Source organism: Roseomonas gilardii subsp. gilardii (genome assembly GCF_023078375.1).
GTDB lineage: Bacteria > Pseudomonadota > Alphaproteobacteria > Acetobacterales > Acetobacteraceae > Roseomonas > Roseomonas gilardii.
On sequence record NZ_CP095554.1, the window covers coordinates 969,696 to 988,865 of the forward strand.

Below are 19,170 nucleotides of genomic sequence, written 5' to 3' on the forward strand. Positions count from 1 at the left end.
CGGATTCAGGCTCCCGCAGCGGAGGTGGCGGACAGGAAGGGTTGCAGCAGACGTTCGGGGTCGAGCAGGCCGAGCACCATCTCCCGCGGGCCGAGCGGTCCGGCCGGGACCAGCCCACGCCCGGCGATGGCGGCAGCGCGGTCGTCCCGCCCGCCGGATGGCGCGGCCAGGGGCTGCGGCGTGACCACGCCCAGCGCGCGGTCCACCCGCAGGGCCACCCTCAGGGCTCCTCGCCCCGGCTCGCCACGCAGCAGCAGCAGGTGCCCCGCCGGGCCGTCCACCCCCCGGCCGGCAGGGGGTGGGGCAGGGGGCAGGGCAGGGGGCAGGCCGAGCATCGCCGCCAGGTCCAGCACCGCATAGGGCTGCCCCGCCCGGGCGAAGAACCCCAGCAACGGGGGCGACATCACGGGCAGTCCCACCAGCGCGGTGGCCGGCTGCACGGCGAGCAGCCGTTCCAGCGGCAGGCCGTAGCATTCCCGGCCGAGCGCGCAGGCCAGGATGGGGGGGAGCGCGGCGGGAGCCACGGCGGCCCCCGCCACCCGGCTGTGGCGCGCGGCCAGCCGGGCCGCCCGTTCCTCCAGCAGGCGTGCGGCCCGGGCCTCGCTCAGCCCGCCCACCGCCGGCAGTGCCCGGGGCGCTTCCGCGAGGGCGGCCTCCCCTGGGACAGCGCCGGGGGCCAAGTCCCGTTCAGGAAATCCATGGGTCATGGGCCGGGCGTCAGGACATCGAAAGGCCGAGTTGCAGGCGGGCGAGGGCATGCAGGTTGGCAGCGGTCATCCCATCCCCCTCCTCGACAGGCGTTTCCCCCGGCAGGGCGCGGGCGATCCGGGCGGCGGTCGCGATGGCACGCCGCCCCTCCTGCCGCCGGCCGAGATCCAGCAGCAGCAGGCCGAGCTGGTAGTGCGCGGCCAGGAAGTTCCTGTCCAGATAGAGGGCGCGCCGCAGGGCCGCCTCCGCCTCCGTGGCCTGGCCCAATGCGCGGGCCAGCAGGCCGTCATAGAAGTGCGCCGCCGCCCGCATCGGGTCCTCGCGGAGGGCGGCGGCGCAGGCGGCGCGCGCCGCTTCCGTCTCGCCGCGATTGGCCAGTTCGCGAATCCGTTCGAGCGCCGTCGGACCCCCTTCGGTCGCCGGCATGGCCGGGGCGGGGGGCACAGGTTCCGGCAAGGGGAGAGGCGCCGCCATCGCAGCCCTGGCCCGGCTGGCCCCGGCCCAGACCGCTGGCACGAAAAGCGGTGCCGGATCGGCGGGGGCTTCCGGCCCCGAACTCTGCCACGGCATTTTCCATGGCTGACTCCAGGGCGGCACGAGGGGTGTCGCACCGGCCATCTCGGGCGGGGCTGCCTCCGCGCCGGCCCCGGATGCCTCCCCGGATGCTTCCTGGCCGGATGCTTCCTGGAACGAGGCGGCGGGGCGGCGGTAAGCCACGGTGCCCGGCAGTTGCTCCACCGACAGGAAGGCGGCGAAGGCCGGGTTGGGCTCGGCATGGCCCAGCAGCATCCAGCCCTCCGGCGCCAGCCTGTCCCCCAGGGCCCGGACCAGCCGCGTCACGGTGTCCGGATGGAAATAGATCAGCACGTTGCGGCACAGGATGAGGTCGAAGCCACTCAGGTTCAGCGGCGCGGCGGGGTCCAGCAGGGAAAGGAGGTTGTGCCGCTCGAACCGCACCAGGGCGCGGAACGGCGGCCGCAGCTGCCAGCTCCGCCCGGAAGGGTCGGGCGCGAAGTCCTGCGCCCTTTCCCCGGCCGCTAGGCTGCGCAGCGCCCAGGCGCTGAAGCGGGCCTCCCGGGCCGTGGCCAGGAAGGATTCGTTGATGTCGGTACCCAGGATGCGGCAGCGCCAGCCGCCGATCTCCTTCCCGAGCAGGCGGTGCAGCAGGATCGCGATGGAATAGGGCTCCGCGCCGGTGGCGCAGCCGGCACTCCAGATCCGCAACTGCCGCGTCGCGCGGTTGCGCCGGATCAGCTCGGGCAGGATCCGTTCCTGCAACGCGGCGAACTGTTCCGCATAGCGGAAGAAAAAGGTCTCCCCGATGGTGATCTCGGCTTCCAGCGCCGACCATTCGGCCTCCCCACCCAGGGGGTCGTCCAGGCGGCGGAGATAGGTCTCGCTGGAGGGCGAGGCCGTGGCGCGCATCCGGCGCAGCAGGCGTTCCCAGAGAAGTTCGTTCTTGTCCTGGTAGTAGAAATGCCCCGTGCGCTGGATGATGCGGCCCTTGAGCTCAAGGAAGGCCGCGTCCGGCAGCAGCGTCGGCACGCCGGGGCGGCCGTTCATGACGGCGCGGCCCATTCCTCCAGGCGGCGCCGGGCCTGCGCTTCCAGCTCCGCCAGGGTGGCGCGCTCGCGCTCCATCAGCAGCCGCTCCGGCGCCAGGAGGCGGGCGAAGCCGTCGGGCAACGCGACCTCGGCCTCGGCACAGCCGTTCAGGCTCTGCTCCGCCGGCACTGCCTGCAGCCATTGCCGCGGCACCCGCACCACGTCCAGCACCCGGTCCACCAGCAGCGCGAGGCGATCCCGCCCCTCGCCGAGCAGGATCAGGTGGCGGTAGATGCCGGCCGCGGGGCTCTCCTCCGCCCGGATCTCCGCCTCCGGCTCCAGCAGGCGCGACAGGCGAAGCACGGCCACCGCCTCGCCCCCCAGGTTCAGGAAGCCAGCCAGGAGCCGTGGCAGGCCGGGCGGAGCCCAGAGGCGCGGCAGGGGCAGAAGCTCCCCGACCGCCTCCCGGCGCAGGGCCAGCCGCGTTTCCCCCACGGCGAAGAGCACCAGCTGCTCGGTCCGGGCAAGGGACAGGTTCGGATCGGACAGGGAGGCGACCAAGGAAGGAAAAGGCTCCGCAGCAAGGCTGGCAGGTGGCGGATCGGCGCAGACCAGGGATCAGGCCAGCATGCCACAGACGGCCCGATGCATCCAAGGAGCCATCAGGAATCGCATTTCGTAAAATAAATTCAGCCAATGGCTGAAGATACGGGATGGAATATGCCCCCCGGGGGCGGCGGGAACCACCAGCGCCCAGGGGCTTCCCGCTCCGTTACGAGGCTCTGGCCGTCCGGCGCAGTGATCCGGGCTGGAGGGCTATCTGGCGAAGCTCCGGCGCGGCGGAGGCTATGAGTTCGGCCTTTCGATCGAGGCCAGCCGCGTGCTGGTGGGCATGGCGCTGAGTGCCTTCCACCACGAGGTGCTGACGGGGTAGAGGGCGGAGGTCCCGGAAGCGGAACTGCAAGGCCGGATCGACCGCGCGGTGCGGATCTTCCTGAAGGGAAGCCGGGCGGAGGCGCCGCGACGCGGTTGACTGCACCCCGGCTTCCGATAAACCGCCTGCGTCCGGTGGGCTGACCCACGGGGGAGCATCATGGCCCTCCCAGGTGCCTTCCACGTCTTCGCGGGCGTGGTGGAATGGTAGACACAGACGACTTAAAATCGTTAGCCTTCAATGGCTTGCCGGTTCGAGTCCGGCCGCCCGCATCCTCTTGGCACAGGGCGTAGCGACCGGGCTCTCCCGACCGGTTCGCCTCACACCGCGCCGGGTCCGTGCCCTTCCTCTCCGGGGCGGCTCCAGTGGAACATCAACTCGTGCTTGTTGTAGACGCCGTGGGTCAGGCGGGCGCCGGGGATGGCGGCGAATTCGGCCGCCGTGTCATGGTCCGTGCTGCCCTGGAACTTGATGGTGCAGAGCATGTGCCGCGCCTTGCCGGCCTCGATCCAGCGCCGCACCAGTCCCAGCAGCCGGGCCGGATAGCAGATCACGTCGCTCAGCAGCCAGTCCACCTCCGGATGCGTGCGCGGGTCCAGGCCGAAGGCGCTTTCCTGGCGCACGGAGACGCCGGGCATGGCGGCCACGCGCGGGTCGAGCGGGGCCTTGTCCACCGCCACCACGCGTGCGCCCAGTTTCGCCAGCGCCCAGGTCCAGCCACCGGGACAGGCGCCGAGGTCGAGGCAGGAATCGCCCGGCCCGGGCCAGTGGCGGGCCGCCAGGAAGGCTTCCCAGAGCTTCAGATAGGCGCGGCTGGGCGGCCCCTCGTGGTCCTCCACCAGCACCGGCGCGCCGGTGGGATAGGGGCTGGTCTTTTCCGGGCTGGCCAGCATCAGCTCCGGGCGCAGCAGCGTCCATCCGCCCAGCGGCGCGGTGGGGACGGGGGCGGGAAAGGCCACGGGCCTCGCCTTGACCGGAGGCAGCGCCGCCTCGATCAGCGCGGCGCGGCGATGGTTCCCCGTGGAACACAGGGCCCAGTTGCGCTGGATGGCGCGCAGCGCGCTGGCCGCCCCCTTGATCGAGGGGACCGGCAGGAGGCGGGGCGCCGTCCAGACATCCAGCGCCCAGGGACACGTCACCGCCGCATCGGGCGAAAGCGCCAGTTCCCCCTGCCAGCCCGACAGGCGGACACCAGCCCGGCGCAGCGTTTCCGTCAGGTCCGCCTCGAAGCCCGGATGCGCGCGGTACACGGCCCGGACCCCGGCATGGCTCTCGGGCGGCAGAGCGGGATCGGCCGGTGCACCCGCTGGAACGGGAGGTGACGGGGCGCGGGAGAAGGTCATGAGGGGGCCATTAGCCCGGCGGGCCGCCGCCGTCAGCCCGCCAGATCGGTCCGCCGGCAGAACCCGCCGCAAGCCCGGCGGGCGAGGCAGGAGAAGGTCAGGGACGCCATCGCGCGCGAAGTGCCGCGGCCCGGAGCAACCGCGCGGCCGTCCTGCTCGTTCTGCTCCCGGTCCGGCAACGCGCTCCCATCGCCCGGACCGGGGGCAGAACGAGGTTTCGGTGACATGCTGCGCAGGATCTGGGCTCTGATCACGGATACGGTAAGCGGCTACATCGCCGATTCCTGCCTCAGCCGCGGCGCCTCCATCGCCTACTACACCATCTTCTCCGTGGCGCCGCTGATGATCATCGCCACCGCCATCGCCGGCTTCTTCTTCGGCGAGGAAGCGGTGCGCGGCGCCCTGGACGACCAGTTGCGCGGTCTGGTCGGGGAGCAGGGCGCCGCCACCATCCAGGACATGGTCAAGGGTGCCAGCGACAGCACCAGCGGCACCATCGCCACCGTGGTCGGCCTCGTGACCCTGCTGCTGACCGCCAGCGGCGTGTTCGGGGAGCTCCAGGGCGCGCTCAACGCCATCTGGAAGGTCGAGCCGGATGCCGACGAGGACACCACCGAGACCGTCAGCCGCCTGGTGCGCGCCAAGGCCGCCAGCATGGGCCTGGTCGCCGCCACCGGATTCATCCTGCTGGTCTCGCTGGCGGTCAGCGCCGGCATCTCCGTGCTCAGCACCTGGCTGCAGGGCCGGCTGCCCGAGGTCACGCTGCTGATGTCGCTGATGAACTTCGTGATCTCGCTGGGGATCATCACGCTGCTGTTCGGCGCCATGTACAAGATCCTGCCGGATCGCCGCCTGCCCTGGCGCGATGTGGCGATCGGTGCCTTCACGACCGCGCTGCTCTTCACGATCGGCAAGTCGCTGATCGGCTGGTACCTGGGCAGCAGCAACATGGCGACGACCTATGGCGCGGCCAGTTCCGTGATGATCGTGCTCCTCTGGGTCTATTACTCCTCCCAGATCTTCCTGCTGGGGGCCGAGTTCACCCGTGCCTATGCCGGGCTGGAAGGCAGCCAGCAGCATGCTCCCGTGCCGGCCGATCCGAAGGCGGCGGGGCGGAAGATCGCGGCTCCGGCGCCCGCTTCGAGCGTCGTCCAGCCGGCCCCGCTGGTCACGCGGGAAGGCGCCTTGTGGCGCGTGGCGGGCGTGCTGGGCGTCACCCTGGCGGCCGGACGCGAGATCCGGCACGGGCGCCGCCCCTGGCTGGGCCTGTTCCGCCGCTCGGCGGGCGGCTAGGGGCGCCCTTCCTGCATTCCTGCCTGTCGTGCTTTTGGCCTGGGGAAAGGCGGCGCCTCTCCCCGGGGCCAGTCATCCGGGGGCCGGTTCGGGGGCCGGTCAGATCAATGCCGGCAGCAGGGCCGAACCGATCAGGGCCACGACGGCCGGGGCGATCACCAGGCGCGGGGCATAGGACAGCAGCAGCGCCAGCATCAGCGCGGCCGCGGTCAGAAGGCCGGTCCAGAGCGTGATGCCGGGCCCGGCCCCGTGGGCGAGCGATACCGGCAGGAGCGATGCCGCCAGCAGCAGCCATCCACCCCAGGCAAGGCCGTGCCGCCGGCGTGGCGGGATCCGCCGCACCCCGAAGACCTGCTCATGATGGCGCTCCATCGCGAGGCAGAGCCCGGCAAAGCCGGCATAGGCTAAAGCGAAGCTCAGGGGGACAAAGCTCAGCCCGGTCACGATCCGGCCTCCGCCGGGAGGGCTTCCGCCGTGGGGCGACGCTGCGCGGCCCGTCGCCGTGGGGGCGTGGCCTGGTGCCGTGCCACCTTCCAGGCGATGGCGCCCAGGCCCAGGCCGAGCGCCAACAGGCCGAGGTCGAACCAGACGCGCACCCAGTCCCCCGCCGCCAGGGTCTCGGTCAGGGGGCGTTGCCCCAGCAGCAGGTTCCCAACCGGCAGGGCGGCGAAGAGCAGGGCCGCGAGGGTGAACTGCTCCACCCAGCCCCGCCGCCCACGCCGCAGCAGCGGATGCAGGCAGCAGGCGCCCCAGGCGAGGAAGAAGGCATGGATCTCCCACTCGGCACGCCCGGCCATGTCGGCCGGCAGCAGCCGGTTGGCCCAGAAGTAGGCCGCCATGGCCACGGGCAGGCCGCCGATGGCCGCGAGGTTCAGATGCTCGACCAGCCGCGTGCCGAAGCCCGGCTTGCCCTTCTTCGCGGCCTGCTGCCGCTGCTTGACCGCCCAGAGCAGGCAGCCCGTGGCCACCATCGTCGTACCGGCGAGGCCGGACAGGATGAACAGGCCGCGCAGCAGGGGGCCCGCGAAACGGCCGAGATGCAGGCCATACATCACGCCGCGTGTTTCCATCACGGCGCCGGACTGGTCCTGGACGGAGATCAGCTTGCCGGTCGCGCCCTCGAAGAGCAGGCTCTGCATGGCGGTGGAGATGCGGTCGGCATCCCGCCGGACGAGCTGGATCGTGGCGCTGGCGTCGCCGGCATTGCTCACCGTGATGCGCCCCACCTCCCCGCCCTGCCAGCGCTGCCCGGCCTGTTCCAGCAGGGGCGCCAGCGGCACGAGGGGCGCTGCCTGCCCGGATGGCCGGAGCGCGGGCGGGTTGCCGAAGAGTTCGGCGTTGAAGGCGTTGCGGCCCTCGGGATAGGTGCGGTCGATGCCCCAGGGCATGAGCATCAGCATGAAGATCACCAGGCCCGTGTAGGTGATCATCAGATGGAAGGGCAGCGCGAGCACGGCGCCGAGATTGTGCGCGTCGAGCCAGGAACGATGGCCCTTGCCGGGGCGGAAGGTGAAGAAGTCGGCGAAGATGCGGCGATGGGTGATGACCCCGCTGACGATGGCCACCAGCATGAACAGCGTGCAGAAGCAGATGATCCATCGTCCCCACAGCACGCCGATGTAGTGCAGCTCGAAATGGAAGCGGTAGAAGAAGTCGCCGCCCATGGTCTTCCGCATCTCGACCGGCTGCCCGGTGGCCGGATCGAGGAGCTCGCTCTGGAAGCCGCGGCCGGAGGCCGCCGGGGCCCGCCAGAAGACGCGGGTCACGCCTTCCCGCGCATCGGGCAGCGTGATGAACCAAGCGGGCGAGCGGGGCGCCTTGGCCTCCAGATAGGCCACGGCGGCGATGGCCGCGTCCGGGGCGCTGGTGCTGGAACGCGCGATCTCAGGCCGCATCCAGTAGGAGATCTCGGGCCGCAGATAGGCGGCCGTGCCGGTCAGGAAGACAGCGAACAGGACCCACCCGACCAGCAGGCCCGACCAGGTGTGCAGCCAGGCCATGCACTGGCGGAATCCCTCCTTCACGGCGCATTCCCCTGAAGCAGGAGCAGCCCCAGCAGCGGGGCCGCCACGATGGCGAGGCCGGTCCAGGCCCGCAGGGCCGAGCGCGCGGCGAAGACCCATACGACCGCTCCGGCATACACGGCGAAGCTTCCCATCATCCCCGCCAGCACCGCATCCATGCGTGCCATGGGCAGCATGGCCACGGTGGTGGCGAAGAGGGCGGACAGGGCGTAGCCGCCGGGCAGGGCCGCCAGGACGCGCAGGAGGATATCCAGCCTGCGGCGCCCCTCCGGCCCCATCCCCCGGACGGGCCGCAGCCAGGAGGCGGACAGAAGGGTTCCGCCCTGCCGCATCGCTGCCATGGTCAGAAACGGTACCGGATGGAGCCGGTGACCGTGCGGCCATAGCCGTACCAGCACCAGGCATAGCCATAGCAGCTCGCGACATAGCGCGTGTCGGCGAGGTTGCTGATGTTCACCGCTGCCTGCATGCCCTTCAGCTCCTGCATCGCCTGGCCCAGATCGTAGCGCAGGGCGGCGTCGAACAGCGTCACGCCCTTCACCTTGAAGGTGTTGGCGTCATCGCCCCAGCTCGGGCCGAGGTAGCGCACGCCGCCGCCGAGCCCGAGCCCGGACAGGAAGCCGCTTTCCGCCGGCACGGTGTAGTCGAGCCAGGCCGAGGCGGTGTGCTTCGGCTGCGCATAGGGCACCTTGCCCTGCAGGCTCACCACCGGCCCGGTCGAGCCCGGCACCGCCGGATAGATGCCGTAGTCCCGGCGCGTCGTGGTGTTGCTCTTGGTGTATTCGATGTCGAGATAGGCATAGGCGGCGGTGAAGCTCAGCCCGTTCCTCAGCTCGCCCTTGGCCTCCAGCTCGACGCCGCGCGAGCGCGTCTCGCCCGCCTGCACGCTGTAGTTCGGGTTGACGGGATCGGTGGTCAGCACGTTCTGCCGCAGCAGGTCATAGACCGCGGCGCTGAACAGCAGACCGCTGCCCGGCGGCGCATAGCGCAGACCGGCCTCGTACTGGCGGGAGGAGATGGGCTCGAAGGGCCGCAGGAGGCGGTCCGTGCCGCTCGTCGGCTCGAAGCTCTCCGTGTAGCTGACATAGGGCGCGAGGCCGTTGTCGAAGAGGTACACGGCCCCGGCGCGGCCGGTCCAGGCGTCGTTGGTCTGGCGCGGGTTGCTGGTCAGCCGGCCCGTCGCCACCGAACGGTTCTCGGTGGTGGAATCGTACCAGTCGCGCCGCCCGCCGAGCAGGACGACCAGCTTGCCGAGCTTCAGCTGGTCCTGGAGATAGATGCCGCTCTGGTTGGTGCGCTGGCTGGCATAGGTGCTGAAGCCCGGCCAGACCGTGTTCTGCCCGCTGTAGATCGGGTCGAACAGGCTCTGCCGCCGGATCGTCGCCCCCGCTGGCGTGTTGTAGAGGGCGGAGCCGGTATAGGTGTCCTGCAGGATGCGCGTGTAGTCATAGCCGGCGAGGACCGTGTGCTGCACCGGCCCCGTGTCGAAATTCGCCTGGATCTGGTTGTCGATGTTGAAGACGTCGAAATCCGCGTCCGTGCCGTAGACCGAGCGGACCGTCTGCGTCATGTCCGGCGTCACCGCCGAGCCGTAGAGGCTGCGGTACTCGCCCTTCGTGTGCATGTAGCGGAAGTTCTGCCGCATCGTGAACACGTCGTCGATCCGGCGTTCCGCCAGATAGCCGATCTGGTAGTGCTCGCGGTTCAGCCGCTCGAAATCCGGGTCGCCGTCATAGTAGCGCATGCGGATGCGCCCGTTCGGGTTGGGCAGTGCCGAGCCCCAGGCGGGCACGCCGCCATAGGAACCGCCCTCCGGGTCGCGCTGGTAATGGCCGAGCAGCGTGATCCGTGTGTCGGCATCCGGGCGCCAGGTGAGCGAAGGGGTGAAGAAGTAGCGCCGCACCCGCGTCTCGTCGAGTTCGCCGTCGCCCTCGGCATAGGAGCCGATGAAGCGTCCGAGCCATTCCCCCCGCTCGTCCAGCCTGCCGCTGACATCGCCGGCGAAGCGGACATAGTCGCGCGTGCCCGCCTGCAGCAGCACCTCCCTGATGCGCTCCTCGGTAGGCCGCTTGCTGATGGCGTTGATCAGCCCGCCGGGCGGCGTGCTGCCGAACAGCACCGAGGCCGGGCCGCGCAGCACGTCGATCCGTTCCAGGCGATAGGTGTCGAGGCTGGGATTCGCATCCCGCCCGCCGGCCAGGCGCAGGCCGTCCAGGAACTGCGTCGGGGAGTAGCCGCGAATCGTCATCTGGTCGAGCCGCACGGCCGCCGAGCCGCGCGTCTCCGGCACCACTCCCGCAGTGTAGCGCAGCGCCTGGTTCATGTTCTGCGCATCGCGCGCCCGGATCTCGTCGGCGGTGATCACGGAGATCGACTGCGGCGTCTCGATGATCGGCGTGTCCGTCTTGGTGCCGGAGGCACTGACCCCGGCCACGAAGCCGCGCACCGGGCTGGAGCCGGTCTCCGTCCGGCCTTGCACGGTAACCTCCGGCAACGTCACGGCAGAGCCGCCGGCGCTTTCGGTTTCTTGCGCCTGCGCAAGGTTCACGGGAATGGCGACGGCGGCCAGCAGGACGAGCGGAGAGACGCTGCTGCCTTTGCGGCAGAGCGTGATGGAGCGGCGAGGCACTGAAACTTCCCCAGCTATGCAACAATGATTATCATTCTCACATAACACGTATGTCACTTCTGTCCATGAGAGAATGTCGAATGGATGGATCTTCGATGACCAAAATGTCAGTTGCGGGCGGAGGGACAGGCGGGACGCCGGCGAAGACGCATCGGCAGGCCCGTACAGCGTGCGGTTGACCCTCCCGGTGATTTGGCCGACGAGCCGTCAGGCCGGAGGGAATCATGTTTCTGCTGCGCTGGATCAGCTTCCGCGGGCGCCTGTCGCTCGGACGCTACTGGATGACCTACATCCTGCCGCTCTTCGCCCTGTACTGGCTCTTCGTGGGGCTGGATGCGGCGATCTTCGGGGCGCCCTCCTGGCAGCCGGTGCCCTCGCCCGTCCCGGCGGTGCAGGCGGCGGAGGTCTGGCGCTTCGAGCAGCGCTACGTCTTCTATCCCGGCGGCCCGATCACCGGCCTGTGGCTCTGGCTATCCTGGTTGCCCGGTCTCGCCGGCATGACCAAGCGGTGGCACGACAGGGGCCGCAGCGGCTGGTGGAACCTGCTTCTGCTGGTCCCTGTCATCGGCTGGATCTGGCTGTTCATCAGCCTGTGCTGCCGCGACGGCACCCGGGGCCCGAACCGCTACGGCCCCGATCCGCTGGAGGTCCCCGCCCAGGCGGCGCGGGGATAGGGCAGGGCGGATCGCCGCCCCGCCGCGCTCCTCAGCCCTTCTTCTCCACCGTGGTCATGAAGGCGCCGCCGCCGTTGACGAGGCTTGGCCCTTCCAAGCCGGGGCCGCGCCGCGTGGAAAGGTTCAGCAGCGGGAAGAGCAGATCCGCCACGCGATACGCTTCCTCCAGATGCGGGTAACCGGAGGCGATCAGCGTGTCGATGCCGAGCGCCTGATACTCGCGAATCCTCGCCGCGACCGTTTCCGGATCGCCGACCAGCGCCGTGCCCGCGCCGCCGCGGACCAGGCCGACGCCGGCCCAGAGGTTCGGCGCGATCTCCAGCCTTTCGCGCGAGCCGCCATGCAGCGCCAGCATCCGCTTCTGGCCGACGCTGTCGCTCTCCTGCGCCAGCTTGCGCTGCGCCGTGGCGATGGTGTCGTCCGACAGGTGGCGGATGAGGCGGCGCGCGGCATCCCAGGCTTCGCCTTCGGTTTCCCGCACGATCAGGTGCAACCGGATGCCATAGCGCAGACTGCGGCCCAGGGCGGCGGCCCGGCTCCGCACATCCGCGATCTTCTCGGCCACGGCCGCGACGGGCTCTCCCCAGCTGAGGTAGGCATCGGCCTGGGCGGCTGCCAGCGCATGGGCTGCCGGCGACGAGCCGCCAAAGTAGAGCGGCGGGTGCGGGCGCTGCACGGGCGGGAAGGCCAGCCGCCCGCCCTGCGAGGAAAGATAGGTCCCCTCGTGCCGGACCGTTTCCCCGGCCATGAGGCCGCGCCAGATCGTCAGGAAATCATCCGCCTGGGCGTAGCGTTCGTCATGGCCCAGGGTGAGCCCGTCGCCGGCGAGGTCGGCGGGGTTGCCGCCGCAGACGACATTGGCCATCAGGCGGCCCCCGGTGAGCCGGTCCAGCGCCGCGTATTGCCGTGCCGCCTCGCCCGGCAAGGTCAGTCCGGGACGCAGCGCCACGAGGAAGCGCAGGCGCTCGGTGAAGGGGGCGATGGAGGCTGCGGTGACGAGCGCATCCTCGCAGCCATTGCCGGTGGGCAGCAGCACGCCGCTGTAGCCGAGCTGGTCGGCCGCCTGGGCGATCTGGCGCAGGTAGCGGTTGTCCACCACGCGGTGGCCCTTCTCGGTGCCGAGATAGGAGCCGTCCCCGCCGGAGGGCAGGAACCACATCAGGTCCAGCGGTGTCGCCCCGGCACGGCTGTCGGCAAAGGGTTCGGCGTTCATGGGCGGGCTCCGGCGATCTGGCGGGGCGGCGTCCAGACGGCGACGCGGATCTCGATCCGCCGCGGGATGATGCGCAGCGCGGCGAAGCTGTCGGCGATGGCCTGCTGCTGCGCGATGATGGTGTCGTCCATCGCCTGCACGGCATAGACGCCCCGCGCGGCGGCGACGCGCTGCACGGCCAGCGGCACGCCCGTGACCTCCGCCATGATGCGGGCGAGGTCGTCGGGGTTCCGTGCCGCCCAGTCCGCCGCCTCGTTGACGGCGCCGAGCAAGGTGAGGAGCGTGTCGGCGTCCCGATCGGCGAAGGCACGGCTGGCCAGGAAGAAGCTGTTACTCGGGGCAAGGTTCTCGGCCGTCGTCAGGACGCGTGTCTCGGGCTCCTGCTGGGCGATGGCGAAGAAGGGGTCCCAGATGGCCCAGGCATCGATGCTGCCCTGCCGGAACGCCGCCGCCGCGTCGGAGGGCTGCAACTGCACCGCCTGGATGTCGCCGGGGCCGAGGGAGACCGAAGCCAGGGCGCGGACCACGAAGTTATGGGCGCTCGACCCCTTGGTGAAGGCCAGCCGACGGCCTTTCAGGTCCCCCAGGCTCCGAATGGCCGAATCCTTGCGCACGAGGATCGCGGAATTGCGGCCGCTGACGGGCTGGCCGCCGGCATAGAGGAGATCCGCGCCGGCGGCCTGGGCGAAGATCGGGGGCGTGTCGCCGGTCGCGCCGAAATCCACGGCACCGGCGTTCAGCGCTTCCAGCATCGGCGGGCCGGAGGGGAATTCGATCCATTGCGCGGGGATGTTGAGCGCCTCCAGCCGTCGCTGCTGGCGGAGGATCACGAGCGATCCGTTCTTCTGGTAGCCGATGCGGACCGGCGTGGCGGCGCGCGCCGGGGAGGGTGTCAGAAGGGTGGGCGCCGCCAGAGTGGAAGCCAGCGCGGGACCGGCCAGAAGGCCGAAACGGCGCCGGGAAAGCCTCGATGTCACATCCGTCTCCACGTCTGGTTCAGCCCACCGCCCGGTATGGGCCTTCGGCGCTGGGCGTCATGCCCCAAGGGCTACAGGGACGGAGGCGGGATTTCCATGAACGGCGTTTTCAAACTTCGTGCTGTGCAAAGCAAAATCGATGCGCGCGGAAGCGTGCGGGAGAGTTTTCTTCCGGCCTGGATCGCGTGGGCTCCGCGGGATCGCCGGGCGCGGTGGCGAAAGGCGGGCGCCGGGGCTCCGGAGGGGGCCACGGCGCCCGCTCCGGAGCTACGGCTGCAACAGGTCGGCGTGGTAGCGCCGCGCCACATCGGGATGCGAGCGAAGCCGTCCCTTCAGGTAGTTGGCGCCGACGTTGCGGAAGAGCGGGTTCTCCGGATCGCTGGCCGGCCCCTTGGCCTCCGCGGCCAGTTCCGGCGGAAGGTCGAGCAGCGGCACGGTGGCATCCAGCCGCGCACCGAGGAAGAAGGCCACGGAATAGCGGTCCCGCCCCACCTTCGGGCTCACGACACGATGCACCGTCGCCTTCAGATAGCCATTGGAGGCGAGCTCCAGCAGCTCGCCGATATTGACCACGAAGGTGCCGGGGCGCGGCACGGCCTCGACCCAGCCATTCTCCGTTTCCACCTGCAGGCCGCCCGTATCGTCCTGGAGCACGAAGGTCAGCAGCCCGCTGTCCTTGTGCGGCCCCACGCCCTGCGCCGCGTCATCCGTCAGCCGCGCCGGATAGCGGATGATCTTCATCGTCTGATTCGGATTCTCCCGGTAGATCGGCGCCAGGGCATCCGGATCGCCGACCAGCGCCTCCGTGAACGCCTGCACGAGGCGGATGGCGACCCGAGTCAGCTCCGACTGCCATTGCAGAAGCAGGGGGCGGAGTTCCGGCAGGGCCTTGTCGGGCCAGAGATTGGGGCCCTGGAGGCGTGCCCAGGGCGGCGAGTCCGGCCCGATGGGCAGCGCCTCGCGCTCCGAATGCACGTCGAACTGCTCCCGCCAGTCCGGGCGGCCACGTGTCAGTTCCAGTCCGGCGCGGTTGTAGCCGCGGAAATGCGGCGAGTGGATCATCTGGACCTTCAGCTTCTCGGCCTCCGGCAGGGCGAAGAAGCGCCGGGAGATGTCGCGCACCTCCGCTTCCAGCGCCTCGGACACACCGTGCCCCGAGAGGTAGAAGAAGCCCACCTCCCGCGCGGCATGGCGCAGCTCCGCGAGAAAGGCGGCACGCTCCTCCGGCGTGCCGTCGAGGCGGCGAAGATCGAGGAGAGGCAGGTCCGGCCTGGGGATGGCCGGAACGGTGTCGACTTCGTCTGTGAAGGACATGTCGCGTTTCCCTTTCTGTTTCCGTCAGGCGGCTTCCGCCAGCCGGCCGGCGGCATCGAGGCCCTGCGCCAGATCGGCCAGGAGATCCACCGGGTGTTCCAGCCCGATCGAGAGCCGCACATAGCCCGGCGTCACGCCTGTCAGGACCTGCTCCTCGGCCGAAAGCTGGCTGTGGGTGGTGCTGGCCGGATGGATCGCCAGGCTGCGCGCGTCGCCGATATTGGCGACATGGTAGAACAGTTTCAGGGCGTCGATGAAGCGGCGCCCGGCGTCGAGGCCCCCCGCCAGCTCCAGCCCGACAAGGCCGCCGAACCCGCCGCGCAGGACGCGCTCGGCCCGGGCGCGGGCCTCTCCGTTCTGCAGGGAGGGATGGATCACCCGCGCCACCTCCGGGCGGCGCGACAGCCACTGCGCCACCACGGCGGCCGTTTCGCTGTGCCGCCGGATGCGCAGGGGCAGCGTCTCGACGCCCTGGAGGATCTGGAAGGCGTTGAAGGGCGAGAGCGGGGCGCCGAGATCGCGCTGGACCGAGGAGCGCAGCGCCGCCAGATAGGGGGGCACGCCGAGCTGCGGTGCCGCCTGGGTCCAGACCGTGCCGTGGTAGCTCGGGTCGGGCGTGTTGAGGGCCGGCTGCCGTTCCGGCACCGCGCGCCAGTCGAAGCGCCCGCCATCCACCACGGCGCCGGCGATGCTGGTGCCATGGCCGCCGAGATACTTGGTGGCGGAATAGATCACGATGGCCGCCCCGTGATCCAGCGGCCGGGCCAGCAGGGGCGCGGCGGTGTTGTCGAGGATCAGGGGAATGCCGAGCGGCCGCCCGATCGCCGCGACCTCGGCGATCGGGAAGACGACCAGCTTCGGATTGGGCAGGGTCTCGCCATAATAGGCGCGCGTGCGCTCGTCGGTGGCGCGGCGGAAGTTCTCCGGCTCCGCGGGATCGACGAAGCGCGTCTCGATGCCGAAGCGTGACAGGGTGTTGGCGAAGAGGTTCCAGGTGCCGCCATAGAGGTCGGTCGAGGAGACGATGTTGTCCCCCGCCCGCGCCAGCGCCAGCACCGAGAAGGCGGAGGCCGCCTGTCCCGAGCCGAGCGCCAGGGCCGCGGCGCCGCCCTCCAGCGCGGCCAGGCGCTGCTCCAGCGCATCGACCGTCGGATTGCCGGTGCGGGAGTAGATGTAGCCGAGCTGTTCCAGCCCGAAGAGGCGGCGCGCATGTTCGCTGCTCTCGAACTGGTAGGAGGTGGTCTGGTAGATCGGCACCGCCACCGCGCCATGCGTGGGGTCGGCACGCCAGCCGCCATGCAGGGCCAGGGTGTCGGGATGCAGGGAAGGCTCGGACATCGGGATCTCCTTCAGCCCTGGGTGGAAGGAAGGAGGCTGGTGTCGATCGCCTCCCGGACGTCGAAGCGGCGGGACACGATGCCGTAGGTGGCGCTGCGGTCCACGGCCTCCTGGAACTCCCGCAGCAGGGCTTCGTCGAAGGGCACCGCGCGCGTGTTGTTCACCGCATAGGCGCGTTCGACCACCGCCTCCGGCTGCCGCGTCAGGCGTGCCGTGACCTGGGCGTATTCCCGCAGGTTTCCGCCGGCCCATGCCCAGCCCTGGCGGTTGCGCGCGACGAAGTCGGCGAGGAGCGGCCGCTTGTCGCGCAGCGCGGTCTCGCTGGTGGCCAGGAAGCTGGCGCTCGGGGTCAGGCCGCGTGCATCGGCCAGGACCCTCGCGCCGAACTGCAGCACCTCCAGCGAGGTGAAGGGCTCCCAGACCGACCACGCATCGATCGCGCCGGAGCGGAAGGCGAGCGCCGCCTCCGCCGGCAGCAGCCAGGCGATCTTCACCTCCTCCGGCGCGACGCCATGGGCCTCAAGGATGCGGAGCAGGGAGTAATGGGTCCAGCCACCGCGCGCCGCCGCGACGCGCCGGCCACGGAGATCGGCGACGCTGCGGACCGGCCCGTCGCCCCGCACCACGATGTTCTGCGACGCGCCATCGGAGCGCGTGGCGCCGACGGCCTTGATCGGCGCGCCATTGGCGTAGACGGAAAAGAAGTTGAGGTCGCCCATCGAGCCGATGTCGATGGCATCGGCGTTCAGCGCCTCCAGCAGCGGCTGGGCGGCGGAGAACTCGCTCCAGGCGATGCGGTAGGGCAGGTCCCGGGTCACGCCCGAAGCCTCGAAGAGCGATTGCAGCCCCCCTTTCTGGCTGCCGGCGCGAAGCGTGCCGGCCGGGGCGGCGCGCAGCACCGCGGGGGCGGCCAGCAGGGCGGCGGAGGCGGCGACGAGGCCGCGGCGGGACGCGATCATCCTGTTCTCGCCCCTCACTCGGCCGCCACGGTGCGGACCGGGACGCTCAGGCGGCGCCTGTCCTGCGCCTCCGCCAGTTCGCGCAGCAGCGGGATGAGTTCGCGCCCGTATTCGACGGCATCCGGCAGCGGGTCCCAGCCGCGCAGGATGTAGTGGCTCACCCCGAGTTCCCGGTAGCGCAGCATGGCACGCGCGACCTGCTCCGGCGTGCCGACCAGGGCGGTGCTGTTGCCGCGCCCGCCCAGCACCCCGGCCATGGCGGTCCAGAGCCGCTCGTCCAGCACCTCGCCGCGCTGCGACAGGGCGACGAGGCGCTGGGAGTTCACCGCCTGGCCGGCGGGGATCAGCCCGCTGCCGCCGGCCCGTTCCAGCTTGGCCAGGGCGCGCTCGCGGATATGCCGGGCACGGTCCCAGGCCTCGGCCTCGGTGGCGCCCAGGATCGGGCGGTTGGACCAGGAGAAGGCCAGCTCCCGCCCCTGCGGCAGGCCGGCGCGCAGCCGTGCCAGCATGGCCGCGGTCTCGGCCAGTGGCTCGCCGAACAGGGCGTAGACATCGGCATGTTTCCGCGCGACGTGGAGCGCGGCATCCGAGGCGCCGCCAAAGAAGATCGGCAGCTTGGGCTGGATCGGCCGCACATCGGACCAGGCCTGCTCGACCGAGTAGAACTCGTCCACATGGTCGAAGGGTTCCGTGGCGGTCCAGGTCTTCCGCACCACCTCCAGGAACTCGTCGGTGCGGCGGTAGCGTTCGGAATGGCTGGCATGGTCGCCATCCTTGCGCTGGTCGGCATCCTCGCCGCCGGAGATCACATGCAGGGCCAGGCGGCCGCCGGTCAGGTTCTCCAGCGTCGCGATCTTGCGCGCCGCCAGGGTGGGCGAGACGAAGCCCGGCCGGTGCGCCAGCAGGAAATGGATGCGCCTGGCCACCGAGGCGGCATGGGCCAGGACCAGGAAGCCGTCCGCGGCATTGGTCCAGTAGCCGGCCAGGACGCGGTCGAAGCCGGCCTGTTCATGCGCCAGGGTGATGCGTTCGATGAAATCGGGCTGCACGGCGGGGCCGCTCGGCGCCTCCAGGTCGGAGGTCGGGCGGGCCCAGATCATGCCGGTGATGTGCAGGCTCATGCTGCGGTGTTCCTCATAGGGCGTTGGCGGTGCGGGGCGTGGCTGCGCGGGGGCGCCCGGCGATGGGCGCGCTTCCCCGGCATGGGCCACCCGGGCCTCTGGGCCGTCTGGCCTTCAGCCGGGGCGGCCGCGCCGACATCGCGGCCGGGGCGCGAATCCGCGGCCTGGGCCGGGGAACGCCAGTGGGCTCACCGCCCGGCCACCACGGAGGTGCGCGGGGCCTCGCCGGGGATGAGGCCCAGGAGGTTCAGGCCGGCGAGGAACAGGCCCAGCAGCAGGAGGCTGCGCCAGACGATGCCGGTCATGACGGATGGCCCGGGGCACTGTTCCTTTGGGGCCGCACCGTCAGCCCTCCAGCCCCAGCAGGCCCAGGGCCTCGCGCCGCAGGGCGACGAGATGCGGGTCGTCGCGATGCCGGGGATAGGGGCGGTCCACCACCAGCTCCGCCGTGATGCGCGCCGGGCGGGGGCTGAATACCACCACGCGCTGCGCCAGGATCAGCGCTTCCTCGACATCATGCGTCACCAGCAGCGCGGTGAGGCCGGAACGCTGCCACAGGCGCACCAGCTCCGCCTGCATCGACAGGCGGGTGAGGCTGTCGAGCTTGCCCAGCGGCTCGTCGAGCAGGAGCAGGCGCGGGTCGTTCACCAGGGCGCGCGCCAGGGCGACGCGCTGGGACATGCCGCCGGAGAGCTGGTGCGGATAGGCGCTCTCGAAGCCCGTCAGCCCGACGAGGTCGATGGCCTCCTGCACCCGGTGGCCCTGGCGGCGCAGCAGGCCACGCGCCTCCAGCCCCAGCGCGACATTGGCCCGCACCGTGCGCCACGGATAAAGCGTCGGGTCCTGGAAAACCAGGACGCGGGACGGGTCGGGCGCGCTGATCGGCACGCCGTCGCCCAGGACCTGCCCCGAGACGGGCGCGTCGAGCCCGGCCAGCAGCCGCAGCAGCGTGGACTTGCCGCAGCCCGAGGGGCCGAGCAGCGCCACGAACTCGCCCGGCCGCACGGACAGGGACACGTTGTCCAGCACCGGCAGCGGTTGGCCTTCGAGCTGGAAGGCCTGGCTGGCATGGCGGACCTCCACCGCCATGCCCTCGACC

Annotated in this window: 17 protein-coding genes and 1 tRNA gene; 3 read left to right on the top strand and 15 right to left on the bottom strand. The window is 71.0% G+C overall.

The features are described from left to right. Positions 1–5 precede the first annotated feature (5 nt). The 3 genes from MVG78_RS04470 to MVG78_RS04480 are packed head-to-tail and all read right to left on the bottom strand — an operon-like array spanning position 6 to position 2,813. Positions 6–680, bottom strand: a complete 675-nt coding sequence (locus MVG78_RS04470; RefSeq protein WP_247558572.1) for a chemotaxis protein CheW — start codon at positions 678–680, stop codon at positions 6–8. Positions 681–717: 37 nt separating this feature from the next. Then, on the bottom strand, positions 718–2,271 hold the full coding sequence (locus MVG78_RS04475) for a CheR family methyltransferase (RefSeq protein ID WP_247558574.1): 1,554 nt from the start codon (positions 2,269–2,271) through the stop codon (positions 718–720). After that, positions 2,268–2,813: a chemotaxis protein CheW gene (locus MVG78_RS04480; protein WP_247558577.1), complete on the bottom strand. Its 546-nt coding sequence runs from the start codon at positions 2,811–2,813 to the stop codon at positions 2,268–2,270. Before MVG78_RS04480 ends, MVG78_RS04475 begins: the two co-directional genes overlap by 4 nt. Before the next feature lie 562 nt (positions 2,814–3,375). Between MVG78_RS04480 and MVG78_RS04485 the strand changes: the two genes are divergently transcribed. Beyond that, positions 3,376–3,458 (top strand) — tRNA-Leu (locus MVG78_RS04485). A 48-nt stretch (positions 3,459–3,506) separates the two neighbouring features. Here the strand turns inward: MVG78_RS04485 and MVG78_RS04490 are convergent. Then, positions 3,507–4,529, bottom strand: a complete 1,023-nt coding sequence (locus MVG78_RS04490; RefSeq protein WP_247558579.1) for an SAM-dependent methyltransferase — start codon at positions 4,527–4,529, stop codon at positions 3,507–3,509. A gap of 225 nt (positions 4,530–4,754) precedes the next feature. Between MVG78_RS04490 and MVG78_RS04495 the strand changes: the two genes are divergently transcribed. Further along, complete coding sequence (locus MVG78_RS04495) at positions 4,755–5,822, top strand: YihY/virulence factor BrkB family protein (RefSeq protein WP_247558580.1); 1,068 nt, start codon at positions 4,755–4,757, stop codon at positions 5,820–5,822. A 99-nt stretch (positions 5,823–5,921) separates the two neighbouring features. Here MVG78_RS04495 and MVG78_RS04500 read toward each other — a convergent pair whose 3' ends face one another. The 4 genes from MVG78_RS04500 to MVG78_RS04515 are packed head-to-tail and all read right to left on the bottom strand — an operon-like array spanning position 5,922 to position 10,475. After that, a complete protein-coding gene (locus MVG78_RS04500; protein WP_247558582.1) occupies positions 5,922–6,266 on the bottom strand; it encodes a DUF3325 domain-containing protein in 345 nt (114 codons plus the stop codon). Further along, a complete protein-coding gene (locus MVG78_RS04505; RefSeq protein WP_247558585.1) occupies positions 6,263–7,846 on the bottom strand; it encodes a PepSY-associated TM helix domain-containing protein in 1,584 nt (527 codons plus the stop codon). Before MVG78_RS04505 ends, MVG78_RS04500 begins: the two co-directional genes overlap by 4 nt. Beyond that, a complete protein-coding gene (locus tag MVG78_RS04510; protein ID WP_247558587.1) occupies positions 7,843–8,187 on the bottom strand; it encodes a DUF3649 domain-containing protein in 345 nt (114 codons plus the stop codon). The genes MVG78_RS04505 and MVG78_RS04510 overlap by 4 nt, the downstream gene beginning before the upstream one ends. A gap of 2 nt (positions 8,188–8,189) precedes the next feature. Further along, positions 8,190–10,475, bottom strand: coding sequence for a TonB-dependent siderophore receptor (locus MVG78_RS04515; protein WP_247558589.1), 2,286 nt, complete (start codon positions 10,473–10,475; stop codon positions 8,190–8,192). 224 nt (positions 10,476–10,699) lie between these two features. Here MVG78_RS04515 and MVG78_RS04520 point away from each other — a divergent pair, with 224 nt between their 5' ends. Beyond that, complete coding sequence (locus tag MVG78_RS04520; protein WP_247558591.1) at positions 10,700–11,149, top strand: DUF805 domain-containing protein; 450 nt, start codon at positions 10,700–10,702, stop codon at positions 11,147–11,149. A 31-nt stretch (positions 11,150–11,180) separates the two neighbouring features. On the opposite strand, the gene ssuD is transcribed toward MVG78_RS04520, so the two are convergent. From ssuD to MVG78_RS04555, 7 genes are all read right to left on the bottom strand, one after another. Then, on the bottom strand, positions 11,181–12,362 hold the full coding sequence (ssuD, locus tag MVG78_RS04525) for an FMNH2-dependent alkanesulfonate monooxygenase (RefSeq protein WP_247558594.1): 1,182 nt from the start codon (positions 12,360–12,362) through the stop codon (positions 11,181–11,183). Beyond that, positions 12,359–13,339, bottom strand: a complete 981-nt coding sequence (locus tag MVG78_RS04530; protein ID WP_247558597.1) for an aliphatic sulfonate ABC transporter substrate-binding protein — start codon at positions 13,337–13,339, stop codon at positions 12,359–12,361. The genes ssuD and MVG78_RS04530 overlap by 4 nt, the downstream gene beginning before the upstream one ends. A gap of 267 nt (positions 13,340–13,606) precedes the next feature. Then, on the bottom strand, positions 13,607–14,653 hold the full coding sequence (locus MVG78_RS04535; protein WP_247558599.1) for an isopenicillin N synthase family dioxygenase: 1,047 nt from the start codon (positions 14,651–14,653) through the stop codon (positions 13,607–13,609). 24 nt (positions 14,654–14,677) lie between these two features. Next, complete coding sequence (locus MVG78_RS04540; protein ID WP_247558601.1) at positions 14,678–15,991, bottom strand: O-acetylhomoserine aminocarboxypropyltransferase/cysteine synthase family protein; 1,314 nt, start codon at positions 15,989–15,991, stop codon at positions 14,678–14,680. An 11-nt stretch (positions 15,992–16,002) separates the two neighbouring features. Next, positions 16,003–16,950 carry an ABC transporter substrate-binding protein gene (locus MVG78_RS04545; RefSeq protein ID WP_247558603.1) on the bottom strand — a complete coding sequence of 316 codons (948 nt, stop codon included), beginning with the start codon at positions 16,948–16,950 and terminating at the stop codon, positions 16,003–16,005. Positions 16,951–16,964: 14 nt separating this feature from the next. Further along, the gene (locus MVG78_RS04550) at positions 16,965–18,071 is read right to left on the bottom strand and encodes an LLM class flavin-dependent oxidoreductase (RefSeq protein ID WP_247558605.1); all 1,107 of its coding nucleotides are present in this window, start codon (positions 18,069–18,071) and stop codon (positions 16,965–16,967) included. 345 nt (positions 18,072–18,416) lie between these two features. Beyond that, positions 18,417–19,160 carry an ABC transporter ATP-binding protein gene (locus tag MVG78_RS04555; RefSeq protein WP_247560313.1) on the bottom strand — a complete coding sequence of 248 codons (744 nt, stop codon included), beginning with the start codon at positions 19,158–19,160 and terminating at the stop codon, positions 18,417–18,419. Positions 19,161–19,170 lie beyond the last annotated feature (10 nt).

Excerpts from the sequence above, each read along its gene's own strand:
- MVG78_RS04475 (WP_247558574.1), bottom strand. The coding sequence starts at position 2,271 with ATGAACGGCCGCCCCGGCGTGCCGACGCTGCTGCCGGACGCGGCCTTC.
- MVG78_RS04490 (WP_247558579.1), bottom strand. The coding sequence starts at position 4,529 with ATGACCTTCTCCCGCGCCCCGTCACCTCCCGTTCCAGCGGGTGCACCG.
- MVG78_RS04495 (WP_247558580.1), top strand. The coding sequence starts at position 4,755 with ATGCTGCGCAGGATCTGGGCTCTGATCACGGATACGGTAAGCGGCTAC.
- MVG78_RS04510 (WP_247558587.1), bottom strand. The coding sequence starts at position 8,187 with ATGGCAGCGATGCGGCAGGGCGGAACCCTTCTGTCCGCCTCCTGGCTG.
- MVG78_RS04520 (WP_247558591.1), top strand. The coding sequence starts at position 10,700 with ATGTTTCTGCTGCGCTGGATCAGCTTCCGCGGGCGCCTGTCGCTCGGA.
- ssuD (WP_247558594.1), bottom strand. The coding sequence starts at position 12,362 with ATGAACGCCGAACCCTTTGCCGACAGCCGTGCCGGGGCGACACCGCTG.
- MVG78_RS04535 (WP_247558599.1), bottom strand. The coding sequence starts at position 14,653 with ATGTCCTTCACAGACGAAGTCGACACCGTTCCGGCCATCCCCAGGCCG.
- MVG78_RS04540 (WP_247558601.1), bottom strand. The coding sequence starts at position 15,991 with ATGTCCGAGCCTTCCCTGCATCCCGACACCCTGGCCCTGCATGGCGGC.
- MVG78_RS04545 (WP_247558603.1), bottom strand. The coding sequence starts at position 16,950 with ATGATCGCGTCCCGCCGCGGCCTCGTCGCCGCCTCCGCCGCCCTGCTG.
- MVG78_RS04550 (WP_247558605.1), bottom strand. The coding sequence starts at position 18,071 with ATGAGCCTGCACATCACCGGCATGATCTGGGCCCGCCCGACCTCCGAC.
- MVG78_RS04555 (WP_247560313.1), bottom strand. The coding sequence starts at position 19,160 with ATGGCGGTGGAGGTCCGCCATGCCAGCCAGGCCTTCCAGCTCGAAGGC.